The following is a 16,427-nucleotide window of genomic DNA, read 5'->3' on the forward strand; positions in this document are numbered from 1 at the left end:
TAACAACCAAATATGAATATTGCAATTAAGCTAAAAAATCTAATTTTAGTTATTTTTTTGTTAGGTGTATTTTTTATTCCATTTAATTCATTTAAGGGTTTTGCTATATTTGGTGTTTTAGGAGAATATAATAGAGATTCTTGTGTGCTTTTTTTTTTATTATGCTCGGTAATATTATTTACTACAGGAAAAATAAAAATACCTTATCATAATATTATTTTTCAGCTGCTAATTTTATTTATATTTTGGGTTATACTTTCTGTAGTTTTTAATAGTTATGATATGTTTGGCTATTATTACAAGCAAAGAACAGGTTTTGAGCGTTTTATAAGACAATTTGTTTCCTTACTTATTTCAGCTATTATTCTGTTTATAACCTTCTATAATATTATTGAAAAGTTTGATCTTAAGACTATTATCCTTAAAATAAGAACAATATTTCTTTATTCATTAGTTATAGTAGTTGTATATGGTAGTATAGAGTTTTTAATCATTAAATTCCATATGGATGGATTAAGAAGTACTTTACACCTATTTGATTATTTTCCTTTTACATCAGTTAATATAGATAAATGGACTCGCAGAATTTCCTCTGTTACTTTTGAACCTCCAGCGTTAGCAACATATTTATTAAGTATTGCAGGATGGATGTTTAGTTACATACTTACAGGAAAAGGGTTTAAGCGTTTTTTACCTGGAATATTTGTCATTCTTTTTGCTTTTTTGTCAGAATCAAGGGCAGTATTTTTTATAATAATTATTCAAGTTTTTGTTTTTATTCTTTTTTTAATTAGAAAAAGAAAATTCAATAGTTTATTTGCTAAAATATTTCTTGTATCTGTATTTGCTGGTGCTGCAGTTGTAACATTCTTTCTCAAATCCACAGTAGAATATGTCTATGATGAATTAACATCTTTTAAAATTGATGACAGTGTACATTCTACATCTAATAAAACTCGATTTGGGATACAAACAGCTATGTTTGAGGTTTTTAAAGAGAGTCCAATCGTAGGTGCAGGATATGGCTTACAGGCTTTTGAGTCAACAAAGAAATACCCAAAATGGGCAACCGAAGATAATTGGGAGTTTAGACTTAAACATTTAAATGAAAATCATCCATCATTTCCACCAGGATTTAACTTATATCTTAGAATTTTAGCAGAAACAGGAATTATAGGATTTTTTATATTAATTACTTTTTTTATAAGTATTTTAATGTGGTGTTACAATAAAACGTTTAAAAACCCTAGTGGTAGCACTGTTATTCCTCTTATATTAATGATTTCAATGGTAGGATATATTTTTAATTGGTTAAAAACAGACACATTTAGGGTTTATGGTTTTTGGTTATGTTTAGCAATTATAATGGTAATGATAAAACAAAACAAACAATTAATTAATGAATCAAAGTAGAATTATCCTTGTAATGGCACATTACAATAACCCTAAAGGGTTAGAAGAATCATTGGTCTCGATAAATGAGAAAATTGATATTGATATTCTTGTAGTTGATGATGGAAGTGAGCATAAGCCAAATGAAGAAAGATTAAATCAAATTTATAATTCTGGTAAAATTTACTTTGAGTATTTAAAAGAAAATAAAGGAGTAGGCGTCGCAGCAAATCGTGGATTAGAAGTAGCTTTAAATAAGAACTATGAATTTATTGGTCGTTTTGATTGTGGGGATATTTTTATGAAAGATAAATGCTCTAAACAAATTAATTATTTAGACCAAAATAAAGAGGTGAAACTCATAGGTACTTGGGCAAATGTTATTGATGAGCATGGAAATTTTTTACACGAATTAAAGCCCCCAACAGATTATGAAACGTTAAAGAAAAAAATGTACTTAAATAGTATGTTTTTAAATCCATCAGTAATATTCTATTCTAAAATTTTAGACAAGGTTGGTAATTATCCTTTTAAGTACAGGAGAGCATCACAGGATTATGCGTTTTTTTTCAAAGCACTTAAGCATTATAAGGTTGAAAATTACCCAGAAATATTAATGTATTATGTTTCTGATCCTAATTCCATTTCAACAAAGAAAAGAAGGCTTCAAGTGTTTAATAGAATTCGTATAATTTTAGATAATTTCCACTTTGGTTTCTATCCCATTTATGGATTATTTAGAAATATTCTATTACTATTTGTATCTAGAAAAGTGACAACAGAATTGAAGAAAAAATTTAAACTGAATTGAAGTTCTTACATAAAATATATCATTATCTGTTTTACGCATTGGTGTTTACCATTCCGTTTGAAGATGATATTAGAGCTGTCCCAAATATTCTTATTGGAATATTATTTGTCTTACTTCCTTTTGTAGAGAAACAGTTTGTTAAAAAACTCCTAGCAAACAAGGTATACATAATAGTTATAGCATTAATACTTTTTACTGTATTATCATCTTTAATTATAGGTACAATTTCAGAGGATATGTACGTTATAAAAAAACTGTTTATTTCAATTGCAGTTTTAGTTTTATCGATCCCTATAAAAAAGAGTTTTAAGATACAGTTGTTCTTTATACTATCAGTAACCTTAGGTAATTTTATTTCTGTATTTAGCCTTGTAAACTATGCGTCGGAAGTTGGAGCGTTTGAAATTGCATCAGGACAACATATTAATGATTTGCTATTTATAGAGCGCTTATATTTTGGATTTATTAACTCTTTAAGTATTGCTTTTTCTTTAAAAATATGGTCTAAAGTACCTAAGAAATATAGATTATTTCTTGTGTTTAATATGTTATTAAGTGCTTGTATGCTGTTTCTAGTGGTTTCTAGAATGGCAATTATAACTGTTTTATTAATATTTATGATAAAGGTTTTTTATGAGACTAATTTAAAAAAATCACTAATTACAGTTGCACTTATATTAGGTACAGTTGCTGCGTTTTTCTTATTCAATGATAATTTAGCTAAACGCTTTTTATATGTTGATAAGAAAAATGATTTCTTTTATAAAATAAGGGAATGGGAGCCAAGATATGTCATTTGGAATTGTGCTTTCTCGCATTTGGTGAATAGTTCTGAACATAAATTACTTATAGGTGACGGTTTTGGTATGACACAAGAAAACCTTAATAACTGCTATATTAATTCGATGACCAAAAAAGAGCGTATAGCGTATTTTCTTGAAACGCGATTTAATACACATAATCAGTATTTAGATTTATTGTTAAGTAAAGGACTTATTGGGTTAGCTATTTTTTTGTTTTTAATTTTTAGCCTTATAAGGTTAAACAATAAGGATATTAATCAATTAAATATTCTTTTGGTATTGGTATTATTTGCTTTAATTGAAAATTTATTTCATAGACAAATAGGAGTATATTTGTTCGCGCTAATTTTAATAGTGTTAACCCCAAATAAATCAGAAGATAATTTATTAGATGAGTAGAAAAAAAATTGTACATATTCTTCATTCAATAGGTGGAGTAGATACCTCCTTGAGAGTGCTAATAAAATCTATTGACTCTTCAAAATTCGAGAATATTGTAATTCATGGTACAAAAGATAATTCTAACTTTTTAGATGATTCTAATAATTATGTAAAGGAATATAAAATACCTATAGAGCGAGATATAAACGTATTAAAAGATTTTAAGTCAATTATTAAGGCTTACAAAATAATTAGAAAAGAAAAACCAGATTTAATTCACGCTCATAGTGCCAAAGGCGGACTCGTAGGAAACACAATAGGCTTTTTATTAAACACTATTAATGTTTTGCACACTCCACAGGCTTATTCTTTTTTAAGTGCCAGTAATAGTCTTAAACGCCGTTTTCTAGTGTTAATAGAAAGGATTCTTAAAAACAAAAAGTCAATTTTGTTGGCTTCATCTAATTCTGAATTAGAAAGAGGTATTATGGAAATAAAATATAAGAAATCTGAAACGGCACTTTTTAATAATTGTATTTCTCCAATCACGCTAGATCCTGAGTTTAGTGATATATCAAGTTATAATCTTCCTGATGAATATATCTGTACTGTTGGAAGACCATCATATCAAAAAAACATTGAGTTGATGATTGAGGTATTAAAGGAGGTTAAAAAAGAGATTCCTAAGATCCATTTGGTAATTATGGGAATAGGTGTTGTAAGTCCCAATACAGAAAATGTAAAACGTTTAATAAAAGCATATGATTTAGAAGCCAATACTACGTTGATTGAGTGGACAGAACGCGAGAGAATTTTTCATATCGTTTCCAAATCTAAATTATATATTACCACGGCCAGATACGAAGGCTTGCCATATGCGGTTATTGAGAGTCTAGCCTTATCTAAATCAATTATCGCAACAGATTGTGACGGCAATAGAGATTTGGTTTTTGATGGTGAAAATGGATTTTTAGTTGATGCAGATGATATTAGTTTAATGAGCAAGAGAACGATAGAATTATTTCAAAATGAGTCTAAAAGATTAGAATTTCAAAAGAAGTCGCTAGAGATTTTTAATCAAAACTTTAATTTAGAAACTAATATTAAAAATTTAGAAGCACTGTATTCTAAATATTGTATTAAATAACTAAGCGTTTTTATTAATGGTAATAACGTAAACGGACGATTTAAAGAATCGGTTTTTTTTATAAGGAAGTTTTGTTAAGTTATTGATTTATACATTTTTTTTAGCATTTGAAATATATACTCAAATTTATTTATATTACGTAGATTCAATTATATTTGCCGCATAAATATCAGTTGCTACACAGATTAGAGGATTATTATGAATGATAGATTTTATACACAATTATTAAGACCTGTCCTGTATATTATCGATTTGCTATTTGTATGTTTTTTGTTAGTTACGTTTTTAACGTCAGACATCAACATTATAATTATACCAATTCTTTTTTGGATTATACTTTCTTTGTTTTCACCTTTTAAAAATGGAAACAAAACCTTAAGAATTATCAGAATTATATCTGTAACTCTAATTGTTAGGATTTCTTTGTTTATATTGTTAATTCTATCTTATTTCTATATAATTGATTATAAGGTAGATATTGTAAAAATAATTAAGTTTTACTTTTTATTATTTTTTGTTCTCTGTTTTTGGCGAATACTCACCTTTGTTTTAATCAAGCGATATTTACACTATAAAGGCATTTACTATAATAATGTTGTTATTATTGGTTACAACGATTCAACTAAAAAGTTAGAAGATTTTTTTGAGAATAATAAAGATCATAATTATAAATACAAAGGGTTCTTTACAAATAAAGAGACAAACAAAAAATTAGGAGATATAGCAAAATCGTTTAATTATATAATTGAGAATAATATAGACGAAATATACTGTTCTGTAAAAGAATTGTCTGATGAGCAAATGAGTGAATTGGTTTATTTTGCCGACAATAACTTAAAAACATTAAAGCTTATTCCTAACAATAAATACGTTTTTTCAAAAAAATTAAAGTTCGAAAATCATGACCTTATTCCAATATTCTCATTAAGCAATATACCTCTTAAGGATAACTTAAATATAGTTATTAAAAGGACTTTTGATATTGTATTTTCACTCATAGTTATAGTCGGTTTTCTATCATGGTTTACCCCTCTTATTGCATTAATGATCTTATTAGAATCAAGAGGAGATGTTTTCTTTAGGCAATTGAGATACGGAGCCGATTTTAAACTTTTTGCTTGTTATAAATTTCGCTCAATGAGTGCCAATAGAGAATCTGACAGTCTTCAGGCGTCAAAAAATGACATGAGAATAACAAAGGTTGGAAGATTTATAAGAAAAACAAGTATTGATGAGTTGCCTCAATTTTATAATGTATTGTTTGGAAGCATGTCTGTTGTTGGGCCAAGACCACTCTTATTAAGTCATACAAACGATTATAAAAATAAAATAAATAAATTCATGGTTAGGCATACTGTTAAACCAGGTATAACAGGCTTAGCTCAAGTTAGTGGCTATAGAGGAAATATTGAAAAGGATTCTGATATGCAAAATAGAGTGAAATACGATATTTTTTATATAGAAAACTGGTCCATGTTTTTAGATATTAAAATTATTATTAAAACGGTTATAAATGTAATTAAAGGTGAAGAAAAAGCCTATTAAATAAGGCACATCATTAACATTGTAGATATACTACCAAGATTAACTTCAATAACAAATCCTAAGAGACTTATTAATACAATGAAAAAATATGGAGTTTAAACGCGGAAGATATTCATGGGTATTGAGGCCAATATTAATAGTATACGACCTTATAATTATAAATACATTTGCTTTTATCTTTTTAGATTTTAATAGTGAAAAATTATACTTTTTCTCTTATGAATTGCTCAATGATAAGAACATACTCTATCTTTTATACTCTGTAGTATTTTGGCTTTTATCTACCTATTTACTTAAATTTTATAAAGTGTATAGGTACACTTCTGTAATAAATATTCTGTCGCTTATTATAAAGCAATTCTTTGCTTATACGCTTCTTGTTTATGCCTTTGAAGGTTTTTTTAGAAGTATTAATATTGAGATAACCTTAACGTTAAAATATTTAGCCTATGCCTTTATTGCAATAAGTTTTGTTAAGCTGTTAAGCTATTATATTTTAAAGTCATTTAGGATATATTTAAAAGGTAATTTAAGAAATATTATCCTAATAGGTAGTGGTGATAATGTACACGAGTTAAAGAAAATATTTAAAGAAAAGAAAGAGTTAGGCTATAACATAAATGCAATTTTTAGCGATTCTGAAGGTGATGATACGTCTGGCTCTATTGCAGATAGTTTTGACTATTTAGAAAACAATAACGATCATATAGATGAGATTTATTGCTCAATTTATGATTTATCAGAAAAAGAGATAAACGAATACGTTAGGTATGCAAATTTGAATCATTGTAATATTAAGTTCATACCTAATACCAAAAAATTATTCACCAAACGATTTAAAACAGACTATTATAACTACATACCAGTTTTATCTATTCAAGAAGTAGCACTTAACAATGAAATAAATAAATTTTTAAAACGAACGTTTGATGTTGTGTTTTCGTTGTTAATCATAGTTTTTATACTGTCTTGGCTTTCTGTTATTTTATTTATTTTAATTAAGTTAGAGTCTAAAGGGCCGTTATTTTATAAACATAAAAGAACGGGAATAAACTATAAAGCCTTCTACTGTTACAAGTATAGGTCGCTTACCGTAACAAAGGAGTCCAGAGGAACTTATGTAAGTCCAGACGATAAGCGCCTAACAGTTATAGGAAAGTTTATTAGGAGAACAAGTATAGACGAATTACCTCAGTTTATAAATGTTTTAAAGGGAGATATGTCTGTTGTAGGACCAAGACCACATATGCTATCATATACCGATGATTATTCAAAGAAGATTAATAAATATAATTTTATTTATAGACACAATGTGAAACCAGGTGTAACCGGTTTAGCACAAATTAAAGGGTATAGAGGCGAAATTAAATACGATAAGGATATCATAAACAGAGTGAAATACGATATTTTTTATATAGAGAACTGGTCACTTTTACTAGATTTAAAAATCATTGCCCAAACGATTATTAACGTTATTAAAGGCGATGAAAAAGCGTATTAAATGACATTTTTAAGTGCCATAAGCTGTTTTTTGAAATCAAATTGAAGTCGAGCTGTTTCTTGAATAGATACGCTTAGCGCATAGTTGAGCTCTTCAGAGGTGATAGAGGCCAATATTTTATTTAAATGACTGTAATCGCCTTCATTTGCAATCCAGCCAAGCTTATGTTTTGTAATCACATCCTCGCCTTCACCACCTCCAAAATATAACATTGGCAAGCCTAATTTAGCGTATTCAAAAATCTTAGACGGTACAGATCCGTAAATTCTATTTAACAACGGAATAATGGTAATATCATATTTTAAAAGGACTTGGTGTAACTCCGCTCGGTTTACTCTACCATGAAAATAAAGAGGTAAGTCTTTATTAGAGTCAATTAAGTTTTTAATAGCTTCCTCTTCTGCACCAGACCCGTAAATATGAAATTCAATAGTCTCATAATTAATTTCTTTACAGAGCTTATGGATACCTTGAGCCACACCTAAAAGGCCTGCATAAACCATTTTTATTTTACCCTTAGAAGAGGTGTTTTCTATAAGTTTAGGGTATTTAATTTCTGGGAAATTTCGGTATAGAAATAGCTCTGGCTTTGTGGTTATAGTTTTAATATGGGTTAGTATTTCATTACTTTGTCCTAAGATGAGGTCTGCTTTTTTGTAGTTAAAGGCTTCAAGTTTTTTTAGAAGCCGATATGCAAAACCTTCTTTTAAAGCTCCTAATTCTAATCCTGCGCTTGGCCATAAATCACTTACATTTAAAATTAGTTTTCTTTTCTTAGATCTCAAAAAGAACATACAAGTAAAGGACACTAAAAGCGGTGGAGACTGTACTATAACTTTATTCGGAATCTTATGCCATATAAAAAACCAAATCAAACTAAAGCTGTAAGATAACATGGCTATTAAACGCAGAAATTTATTTTTAGAAACTGAAGCATAAATCCATAAACGATTAATTGTAATGCCATTTTCTTCAGTTTTTAAACTGAATTTTCCCTTGTAAGCTGCAAAAATTTTTCCGGTTGGGTAATTAGGTAACGGAGTAACAATATTGACATCATAATCATTTTTTAAGCCTTCTGCCAAATGATAAATACGATTAGAAGCTGCACCAATCTCTGGCGGAAAGTAACTCGTTATAATCATTAATTTTTTCACTAATACTCTATTTTAAATGTGATGTGAACTGTTTTAACTTACCAGACTTTGAGCGCTTTAGTTTTTTAACACGTTCAAAATTAATAGTTATATTAGGCTCTAAATAACGAATCACTTCATTCTTAATCGTTGTTTTTTCAGCTTCAGAAAGTTCAATTTTACTAACGTAACTAATTTTAAAGCTATCTAAAAGCGCCTGCTCTACAACAAATTCTGAAACATTGCCATCGTTTTCAATGACGCTTTTGGTAATGTAATAAAACGTGAGACCTGCTGCTTTTTTGCCACTAGGCAAAACAATAATGTCATTGGTTCTTCCAATAAGCTTCTTTAAAATGGGTTTCTTAATGGTACTCTTTTCAGATAATATACCTATATCACCAATATCGTAGCGTATAAAGGGGTGTGCTTTGTTGTAAAGCGATGTAATTACAATTCTCCCTTCTTCTCCGTACGGTAAAACAACATCATTCTCATCTAAAATTTCTACATAAAGCGTTTCGCTATTAAGTTGCCATTCATCAGTCGTATTCTGAAATGCAATAAGGTCTAATTCAGAAGCTCCATATTCATTTATAACTGGCAGTCCAAATTGTGTTTCAAGTAGCAATTTATCATCATCAAATAACATTTCGGAAGTTACAATACAAGCTCGTAAAGTCGGGCATACAGATTTTAACAGAATGTTTTTACGCTTTAAATACTTTGCAAATTGTACAATTGAGCTCGTATAACCATTAATATAATCGAATTGGGTAGTTTTAAATTTTGCTAAAGTATTTTCAAATGCAGTATCACTTAAATCAAATACCGAAAACCGAAAACGATTACTAAAATAATCTTTCAAACGTTCCTTGTAATACCCCTTTTTATCTAAAGGAATACCATAAAAACGGGCTTGCATAGATCTGTTAAAATCAATATTGTACCAACCAAACCGATTTATTATTTCAGCCCAAGTTAGTGCATGGCACCATTTATCTTTCGCAAAAATAAAAGGGTCACCAGAGCTACCAGACGTTTTATTTACATAGACGTTTTTAGTCGTATACCCATCACTTAAACGCTGCTCTAAAGGCTGTTGCAAATGCTTCTTTGTAATAATTGGTACAGAATTCCAAACGTTAAGATCAATTGTTTTTCCAAGCGTTTTATAAAAAGAGTTATGTTTTAAATGGTAAGAAATAATGGCTTTTTTCTGTTCTTCAACATAAGTTTCAAATTCAGAATTAGTTTTAGCCTGAATTTCAGACAAAGTCAATTTTGCCTTGTCAATTTTAAAGCCATTTATTTTTAAAGAAAAATCAAATAATCGCAAGATGTTTTTTTGCATTTAAGGTTTTGAATTCATCAAAGTGAGTTCTTTGGTAAAATAATTGTTTTTTAAACTTAAAACCAATTATTTTTGTCTAAACAATTTTAAGCATGAATATTTTAGTACTTGGCTCTGGAGGAAGAGAACACGCATTTGCATGGAAATTAGCAAAAAGTAATCGTTGTAAGGCGCTTTTTGTAGCACCAGGAAACTCAGGAACCAACGCCATTGCAACAAATTTAAATATTGGTGTTACTGATTTTGAGGCCATTAAAGCAGCCGTTTTAGAACATCAAGTTGATTTAGTTGTAGTTGGACCAGAAGACCCATTAGTACAAGGTATTCATGATTTCTTTTTAGAAGATGAGGCCTTAAAAAATGTAGCAGTTATTGGGCCCCAACAGGCAGCCGCTGAACTAGAAGGAAGTAAAGAGTTTGCTAAAGAATTTATGGTACGTCATAATATTCCAACGGCAGCATATGAAAGTTTTACTAAGGATAATGTTGACGATGGTTACAAATTTTTAGAAACTTTAAAACCTCCTTATGTTTTAAAAGCAGATGGTTTAGCAGCAGGAAAAGGTGTTTTAATCTTAAATGATTTACAGGAGGCTAAAGACGAACTAAAAAGTATGCTTGTTGATGCTAAATTTGGAGAGGCTAGTACTAAAGTGGTTATCGAAGAATTTTTAGATGGTATTGAGTTGAGTTGTTTTGTCTTAACAGACGGAAAAGATTATAAAATTCTACCAACAGCAAAAGATTACAAACGTGTAGGAGAAGGTGATACTGGTTTAAATACAGGAGGTATGGGAGCCGTTTCTCCTGTGCCATTTGCAACGCAAGAATTTTTAGATAAAATAGAAAATCAAGTTGTAAAACCTACAGTTGAAGGGTTAAAGAAAGATAAATTACCTTATGTTGGCTTTATTTTTATTGGTTTAATCAAAGTTGGAGATAATCCTAAAGTAATAGAGTATAACGTTAGAATGGGAGATCCTGAAACTGAAGTAGTCTTACCAAGATTAAAAACAGATTTAGTTGATATTTTTGAAGCTATGGCTAATCAAACTTTATCTAAAGTGAATATTGAAATTGATGAGCGTGCAGCAACAACTGTAATGTTGGTTTCTGGTGGCTATCCTGAAGCTTATGAGAAAGGTAAAGAAATTTCAGGATTAGAAAATGTTACAGATTCTATAGCATTTCATGCAGGAGCAATAGAAAAAGATGGTAAAGTGGTGACCTCAGGAGGTCGTGTTATGGCAATTACATCGTACGGAAATACGTACAATGAAGCCATAAAAAAATCTTATCAAAGTATAGATAAACTACATTTTGATAAGATGAATTATCGTAAAGATATTGGTTTCGATTTATAGATAAGAGTGAGAAGAAATACTTTTATCTTCTTCGTTGTTATCATTGTACTTTTTGAGTTCTAGCATCCAATAAACAAATGCAACAAAGCCAATAGCTATAAAAATCCATGAGAATATATTAGCAGAAAACCAGCTTTCTAACTCTAATGCTCTTAAGGCATCAAAAGGTGCAAATAACACATTAACAAATAAATCAGCTATTCCGTTAAAGAAATCATTCATAACTTTATAAATTTACACCAATTCTAATTTTGAATTGGTTTCTAAATAACAAAAATACAAAAAGAGTTAATGATTACAAGCATTTTTAGTAAATCTAAGCCGATAAATTTCGTAATAATTGCGCTTTATATCATTTTGCTTTTTGTAATTACAAATTATACCTTTCTGTTTTCAGACTTAAATAGTTCTCTTACAGCATTTTTTAAATTAGGAATTACTCTGTTTTTAGTCTTTTTACTCGATTTTATTGTAGCAAAAAACAACCTAACTCAGGGTAATAGCTATGCCATAATGACTTTTGGTTTGCTTTTTGGAATGTTACCACAAACGATGACAAATTTAGATTTACTATTGTCTAATTTGTTTGTGCTTTTGGCTTTAAGGCGCTTAATAAGTTTGCATTCTAAATTAAGTGTTAAAAAGAAATTGTTTGATGCCGCGTTTTGGATTGCTGTTGCTGCTTTGTTTTACTTTTGGGCAATACTCTTTTTTGCGCTAGTGATTGTCGCTCTGATTTACCATTCTCAAAATGACTTTAAAAATGTAATCATTCCATTTGTTGGTATTGCAACTGTTTTTGTTTTACTATTGGTGTATAATATTGTAATCTATGATGAATTTATAAGGTCTTCAGACTTTATAAGATATGCAAGTTTAGATTTTACAGCTTATAACAGTAAGGAAAGTATACTTAAATTTACGGTGTTATTTTCCTCTTTTATTTGGACGCTTATTTATTATTTTAGAACCTTACCAGACAAAAATAAAAAGTTAAAACCGTCTTATTTTATCATAGCTTATGCTTCAATAATAGCTGTTTTAGTGGCTATTATTGCGCCATTAAAAGACGGAAGTGAATATCTGTTTTTGTTTATGCCATTTTCTATCATCATGGCAAAATACATTGAAATTATTACAGAGCGTTGGTTTAAGGAGGTATTTGTGGCGCTTTTAATACTAACTCCAATTATCAGTCTATTGCTGTAGTTTATTGCCAAAAGCTAAATCACCAGCATCACCCAATCCCGGAATAATATATCCTTTATCATTAAGCTTCTCATCAATAGTTGCAATCCAAAGGTTAACGTTATCATCAAAAGCTTCATTAACAAAATCAATACCTGGTTGTGCACCAATAACACTTACCAAATGAATTTCCTTTGGAGTGCCAAATGGCTTTAAGGCTTCAAAAGTAGCTACCATAGATTGTCCCGTGGCTAGCATAGGATCTGCTAAAATTAAAGTTTTACCTTCCAAACTTGGGCAAGCTAAATACTCAACAACGATCTCAAAACTTTCAGGATGGTGTTTGTGTTGTCTATAAGCCGAAATAAAAGCATTCTCAGCAGCATCAAAATAATTGAGTAAGCCATTATGAAGCGGTACACCTGCTCTTAAAATAGAACATAATACAATATCATTGTGATGTAAAACTGTTTCAGAAGTGCCAAGAGGAGTTTCTATAGTGCACGTCTCAAATTGAAGAGATTTGCTTAATTCATAGCCAATAATCTCACCAATACGTTCAATATTTCTTCGGAAACGCATACTGTCTTTCTGGATAGTTTTATCTCTTAATTCAGACATAAACGTGTTTAAAATTGAAGGCGTATCAGAAAGGTTGTGAATTTGCATATTATGAGAATTAGTTCAGTCGTTAAAGTTAATAATTCCTACTATATTTGTAAACATTAAATCAATTTCATTATGTTTTCACAAAAAGCAAACGCTATATTTCAAGAGGTTATTAAAACGTATAAAGTTTTAAATACAGTAGATCAACCTTTTACAAATAAGTACGATAAAAATGACGATCTCATAGCGCATTTATTATATAGAAAATCTTGGATAGATACTGTTCAATGGGCATACGAGGATATTATTAGAGACCCAAATATAGATCCAGTGGCAGCTTTAAAGTTGAAACGAATGATTGATGCTTCTAACCAAGATAGAACAGATACGGTTGAATATATCGATAGTTATTTTCTAGATAAATATAAAGATGTAACTGTAAAACCAAATGCCAAAATCAACTCTGAAAGTCCAGCTTGGGCCATAGATCGTTTGTCTATTTTAGCATTAAAAATTTACCATATGCACCTTGAAACGGTTAGAGATGATGCCAGTGATGCGCATAAAGCAGCCTGCCAAAAGAAACTAGACGTGTTACTAGACCAACGTGTAGATTTAAGTACAGCAATTGATGATTTGCTTAATGATATTTCAAATGGAGACAAATACATGAAAGTGTACAAGCAAATGAAAATGTACAACGACGATGAATTAAACCCTGTTTTGCGAGGACAGAAATAAATCGTACCTAAGACCTTGCAGATTTCTGTGTCTAAAATCTTATAGGTCTATTAACAATGCCAAAACCAAAACACATACTCGTCCTTAGGTTTTCTGCCATGGGAGACGTAGCCATGACAGTACCTGTGTTGCGAGCTTTGACGGCACAACATCCCGAATTAAAGATAACAGTAGTTACCAGAGCCTTTTTTAAACCTTTTTTTCAAGATTTAGAAAATGTAAGGTTCTATGAAGCGGATTTAAAAGGTAAACACAAAGGGGTTTTAGGACTTTATAAACTATCTAAAGCATTAAGAAAACTTCATTTTGATGCGGTTGCCGATCTGCACAACGTTTTACGAAGTAAAATTTTAAAATTCTTTTTCTCAGGAAAAAAAGTGGTGCAATTAGATAAAGGTAGAGCCGAAAAGAAAGCTCTGACTTCAGGTGTGTCTTTTAAGCAATTAAAAACCACACACCAACGTTATGCTGATGTTTTTGAAGACCTAGGTTTCACAGTAGATTTATCTAATCCAGTATTCCCAAAACCAAAAGTCTTAACGGAACAACTAAGTGCTTTTATTTCAAACAAAAGTTTCAAAACTATTGGTATTGCTCCTTTTGCGGCATACCGCAGTAAAATGTATCCTTTAGAACAAATGGAAAGCACCATTGAGACGCTTTCTAAAGACTATAATATAGTTTTATTTGGAGGTGGTGCTAAAGAAATAGCGCTTTTAAATCAGCTTGAAGCTAAATACTCTAACGTAAAATCTGTTGCAGGACAATTGAATTTAGAGGAAGAATTAATGCTTATTTCAAATTTAGACCTCATGCTAGCTATGGATTCTGGTAATGCACATTTGGCGGCAATGTTGGGTAAAAAAGTGATTACAATCTGGGGAGTAACACATCCTTTTGCTGGATTTGCACCATTTAATCAACCTGTAGATTTTGCACTTACTGCAGACAGAACACAGTTTCCATTACTACCAACGTCTATTTACGGTAATAAATTTCCAGAAGGTTACGAAAAAGCGGCAAGTAGTGTTTCTGAAGCGGTAATCATTTCTAAGATAAAAGAAGTTATTTAACGTTAAAACTTCTCAATACTATGTTTTTGTACCAAAAAAATCACTCGAAGAGATAAAACGATATAGAACTAAGTTTACGTCAATTCGAGTCAAATTCATTTCTAAAATTTCGTATTAAGAACGTCTTGAAAACCAAAAGACCTTTCGTGTTATTAAAACATGAAAGGTCTGTATATCTAATGATCCAAAAACCTAACGAATCTAATAATCTAGATTAAACATCATCATAATCTACCGCAATAGTAGCAGATGTTGGATGTGCTTGGCAAGTTAATATCAATCCTTCTGCAACTTCGCTATCTGTCAAAATATTATTCTGACGCATTTCTGCTGTACCTTCAGTTACTTTAGCAATACAACTACTGCAAATGCCACCTTGACAAGAATAAGGTGCATCAATGTCTTGTTTTAAAGCGGCTTCAAGAATGGTTTGTTTTTGAGGCATGCTAAATTCAAATTCCTCTTCATCTACCACAACTTTAATTTTGGTTTCGCCAGATGGTAAATCAGTAGTAGCATCAGAACTAGCTTCAACAGGAGCTGTAAACAATTCAAACTTAATGGCTTTTTCTTTTACGCCATTTTCAATTAATACATCTTTTACCGTATGTATCATTTGTTCTGGTCCACAGAGGTAGAAGTTTTCAATGGTAACTCCTTTATATTTATTCTTAACGATGAGGTTTACCGTGCTTTTTTCAATACGTCCAAATAAGGCGTCGGTTTCTTGAGACTGACTGTATATAAAATGCGCATGAAAACGGTTATCGTATTGTTTTTTTAGTTGCAATAATTCATCAACAAACATCGCGTCAGCTAAGGTTTTATTACCATAAACCAATATAAAATTGCTAAATGGTTCTTCTTCTAAAAGTGTTTTAGCAATACTAAGCACTGGAGTAATTCCACTTCCTGCAGCAAAGGCAGCAATAGTTCTGGTTTTGGCAGCATTAGCTTCAAATATAAAACGACCATTTGGTTCTGCAACCTCTAATGCGTCGCCTGCTTTTAAGGTGTTGTTGGCATAAACAGAAAATGTTCCGTTTTCAACTGCTTTTACAGCTACAGTAACGTTTCCGCTATTTTGAGACGCACAAATAGAATAATCTCTACGGATGTCTTCGCCATTAATAGTGGTTTTTAAGGTAATGTATTGTCCGGCTTTAAAGCTGAACTTTTCTTTAAGATTTTCTGGGATATCAAAGGTTATAGCAACAGAATTGTCTGTTACTTTAGCAACTGATTTTATAGTGAGTGAATGAAATTGTGCCATTAAAAATAATTTTTTGCAAAGATAAACAAACTCTTACAGACCTAGCAGGTTTTTAAAACCTAGCAGGTCTAAAATTTTAATAAAATACAATGCATAAGTTTCTTATACA

At 30.3% G+C, this 16,427-nt stretch carries 15 protein-coding genes; 10 read left to right on the forward strand and 5 right to left on the reverse strand.

Going from position 1 to position 16,427, the window contains the following annotated elements; translation table 11 throughout:
- Positions 1 to 12 precede the first annotated feature (12 nt).
- From VDP25_RS08320 to VDP25_RS08345, 6 genes are all read left to right on the forward strand, one after another.
- A complete protein-coding gene (locus VDP25_RS08320) occupies positions 13 to 1,413 on the forward strand; it encodes an O-antigen ligase family protein (RefSeq protein WP_334468656.1) in 1,401 nt (466 codons plus the stop codon).
- A complete protein-coding gene (locus VDP25_RS08325) occupies positions 1,400 to 2,203 on the forward strand; it encodes a glycosyltransferase (protein ID WP_334468658.1) in 804 nt (267 codons plus the stop codon). Before VDP25_RS08320 ends, VDP25_RS08325 begins: the two co-directional genes overlap by 14 nt.
- The gene (locus VDP25_RS08330) at positions 2,200 to 3,405 is read left to right on the forward strand and encodes an O-antigen ligase family protein (protein WP_334468660.1); all 1,206 of its coding nucleotides are present in this window, start codon (positions 2,200 to 2,202) and stop codon (positions 3,403 to 3,405) included. The genes VDP25_RS08325 and VDP25_RS08330 overlap by 4 nt, the downstream gene beginning before the upstream one ends.
- Positions 3,398 to 4,534: a glycosyltransferase gene (locus VDP25_RS08335; protein ID WP_334468662.1), complete on the forward strand. Its 1,137-nt coding sequence runs from the start codon at positions 3,398 to 3,400 to the stop codon at positions 4,532 to 4,534. The genes VDP25_RS08330 and VDP25_RS08335 overlap by 8 nt, the downstream gene beginning before the upstream one ends.
- A 198-nt stretch (positions 4,535 to 4,732) precedes the next feature.
- On the forward strand, positions 4,733 to 6,079 hold the full coding sequence (locus VDP25_RS08340; protein WP_334468665.1) for an exopolysaccharide biosynthesis polyprenyl glycosylphosphotransferase: 1,347 nt from the start codon (positions 4,733 to 4,735) through the stop codon (positions 6,077 to 6,079).
- An 88-nt stretch (positions 6,080 to 6,167) separates the two neighbouring features.
- Positions 6,168 to 7,580, forward strand: coding sequence for an exopolysaccharide biosynthesis polyprenyl glycosylphosphotransferase (locus VDP25_RS08345; RefSeq protein ID WP_334468667.1), 1,413 nt, complete (start codon positions 6,168 to 6,170; stop codon positions 7,578 to 7,580).
- Here the strand turns inward: VDP25_RS08345 and VDP25_RS08350 are convergent.
- Positions 7,577 to 8,737, reverse strand: coding sequence for a glycosyltransferase family 4 protein (locus tag VDP25_RS08350; protein ID WP_334468669.1), 1,161 nt, complete (start codon positions 8,735 to 8,737; stop codon positions 7,577 to 7,579). The two genes, VDP25_RS08345 and VDP25_RS08350, sit on opposite strands and share 4 nt — an antisense overlap.
- Before the next feature lie 7 nt (positions 8,738 to 8,744).
- On the reverse strand, positions 8,745 to 10,070 hold the full coding sequence (locus tag VDP25_RS08355) for a phenylacetate--CoA ligase family protein (protein ID WP_334468671.1): 1,326 nt from the start codon (positions 10,068 to 10,070) through the stop codon (positions 8,745 to 8,747).
- Between the two features lie 92 nt (positions 10,071 to 10,162).
- On the opposite strand from VDP25_RS08355, the gene purD reads away from it, so the two are divergent.
- The gene (gene purD, locus VDP25_RS08360) at positions 10,163 to 11,434 is read left to right on the forward strand and encodes a phosphoribosylamine--glycine ligase (RefSeq protein WP_334468673.1); all 1,272 of its coding nucleotides are present in this window, start codon (positions 10,163 to 10,165) and stop codon (positions 11,432 to 11,434) included.
- Here purD and VDP25_RS08365 read toward each other — a convergent pair.
- Positions 11,429 to 11,656: a DUF6341 family protein gene (locus VDP25_RS08365; protein WP_215926449.1), complete on the reverse strand. Its 228-nt coding sequence runs from the start codon at positions 11,654 to 11,656 to the stop codon at positions 11,429 to 11,431. The genes purD and VDP25_RS08365 overlap by 6 nt on opposite strands.
- A 69-nt stretch (positions 11,657 to 11,725) precedes the next feature.
- Here VDP25_RS08365 and VDP25_RS08370 point away from each other — a divergent pair, with 69 nt between their 5' ends.
- A complete protein-coding gene (locus tag VDP25_RS08370) occupies positions 11,726 to 12,643 on the forward strand; it encodes a DUF6427 family protein (protein ID WP_334468676.1) in 918 nt (305 codons plus the stop codon).
- Here the strand turns inward: VDP25_RS08370 and upp are convergent.
- Entirely contained in the window at positions 12,632 to 13,291 is a 660-nt protein-coding gene (upp, locus tag VDP25_RS08375; protein ID WP_215926453.1) for a uracil phosphoribosyltransferase, read from the reverse strand. The genes VDP25_RS08370 and upp overlap by 12 nt on opposite strands.
- A 72-nt stretch (positions 13,292 to 13,363) precedes the next feature.
- Between upp and VDP25_RS08380 the strand changes: the two genes are divergently transcribed.
- Together VDP25_RS08380 and VDP25_RS08385 are read left to right on the forward strand one after the other, a co-directional pair.
- Positions 13,364 to 13,972: a DUF4254 domain-containing protein gene (locus VDP25_RS08380; RefSeq protein ID WP_215926455.1), complete on the forward strand. Its 609-nt coding sequence runs from the start codon at positions 13,364 to 13,366 to the stop codon at positions 13,970 to 13,972.
- Between the two features lie 56 nt (positions 13,973 to 14,028).
- Complete coding sequence (locus tag VDP25_RS08385; RefSeq protein WP_334468681.1) at positions 14,029 to 15,045, forward strand: glycosyltransferase family 9 protein; 1,017 nt, start codon at positions 14,029 to 14,031, stop codon at positions 15,043 to 15,045.
- Positions 15,046 to 15,259: 214 nt separating this feature from the next.
- Here VDP25_RS08385 and VDP25_RS08390 read toward each other — a convergent pair whose 3' ends face one another.
- Positions 15,260 to 16,318: a ferredoxin--NADP reductase gene (locus VDP25_RS08390; protein WP_334468683.1), complete on the reverse strand. Its 1,059-nt coding sequence runs from the start codon at positions 16,316 to 16,318 to the stop codon at positions 15,260 to 15,262.
- Positions 16,319 to 16,427 lie beyond the last annotated feature (109 nt).

The organism is Winogradskyella sp. ECml5-4 (assembly GCF_036903175.1).
GTDB lineage: Bacteria > Bacteroidota > Bacteroidia > Flavobacteriales > Flavobacteriaceae > Winogradskyella > Winogradskyella damuponensis.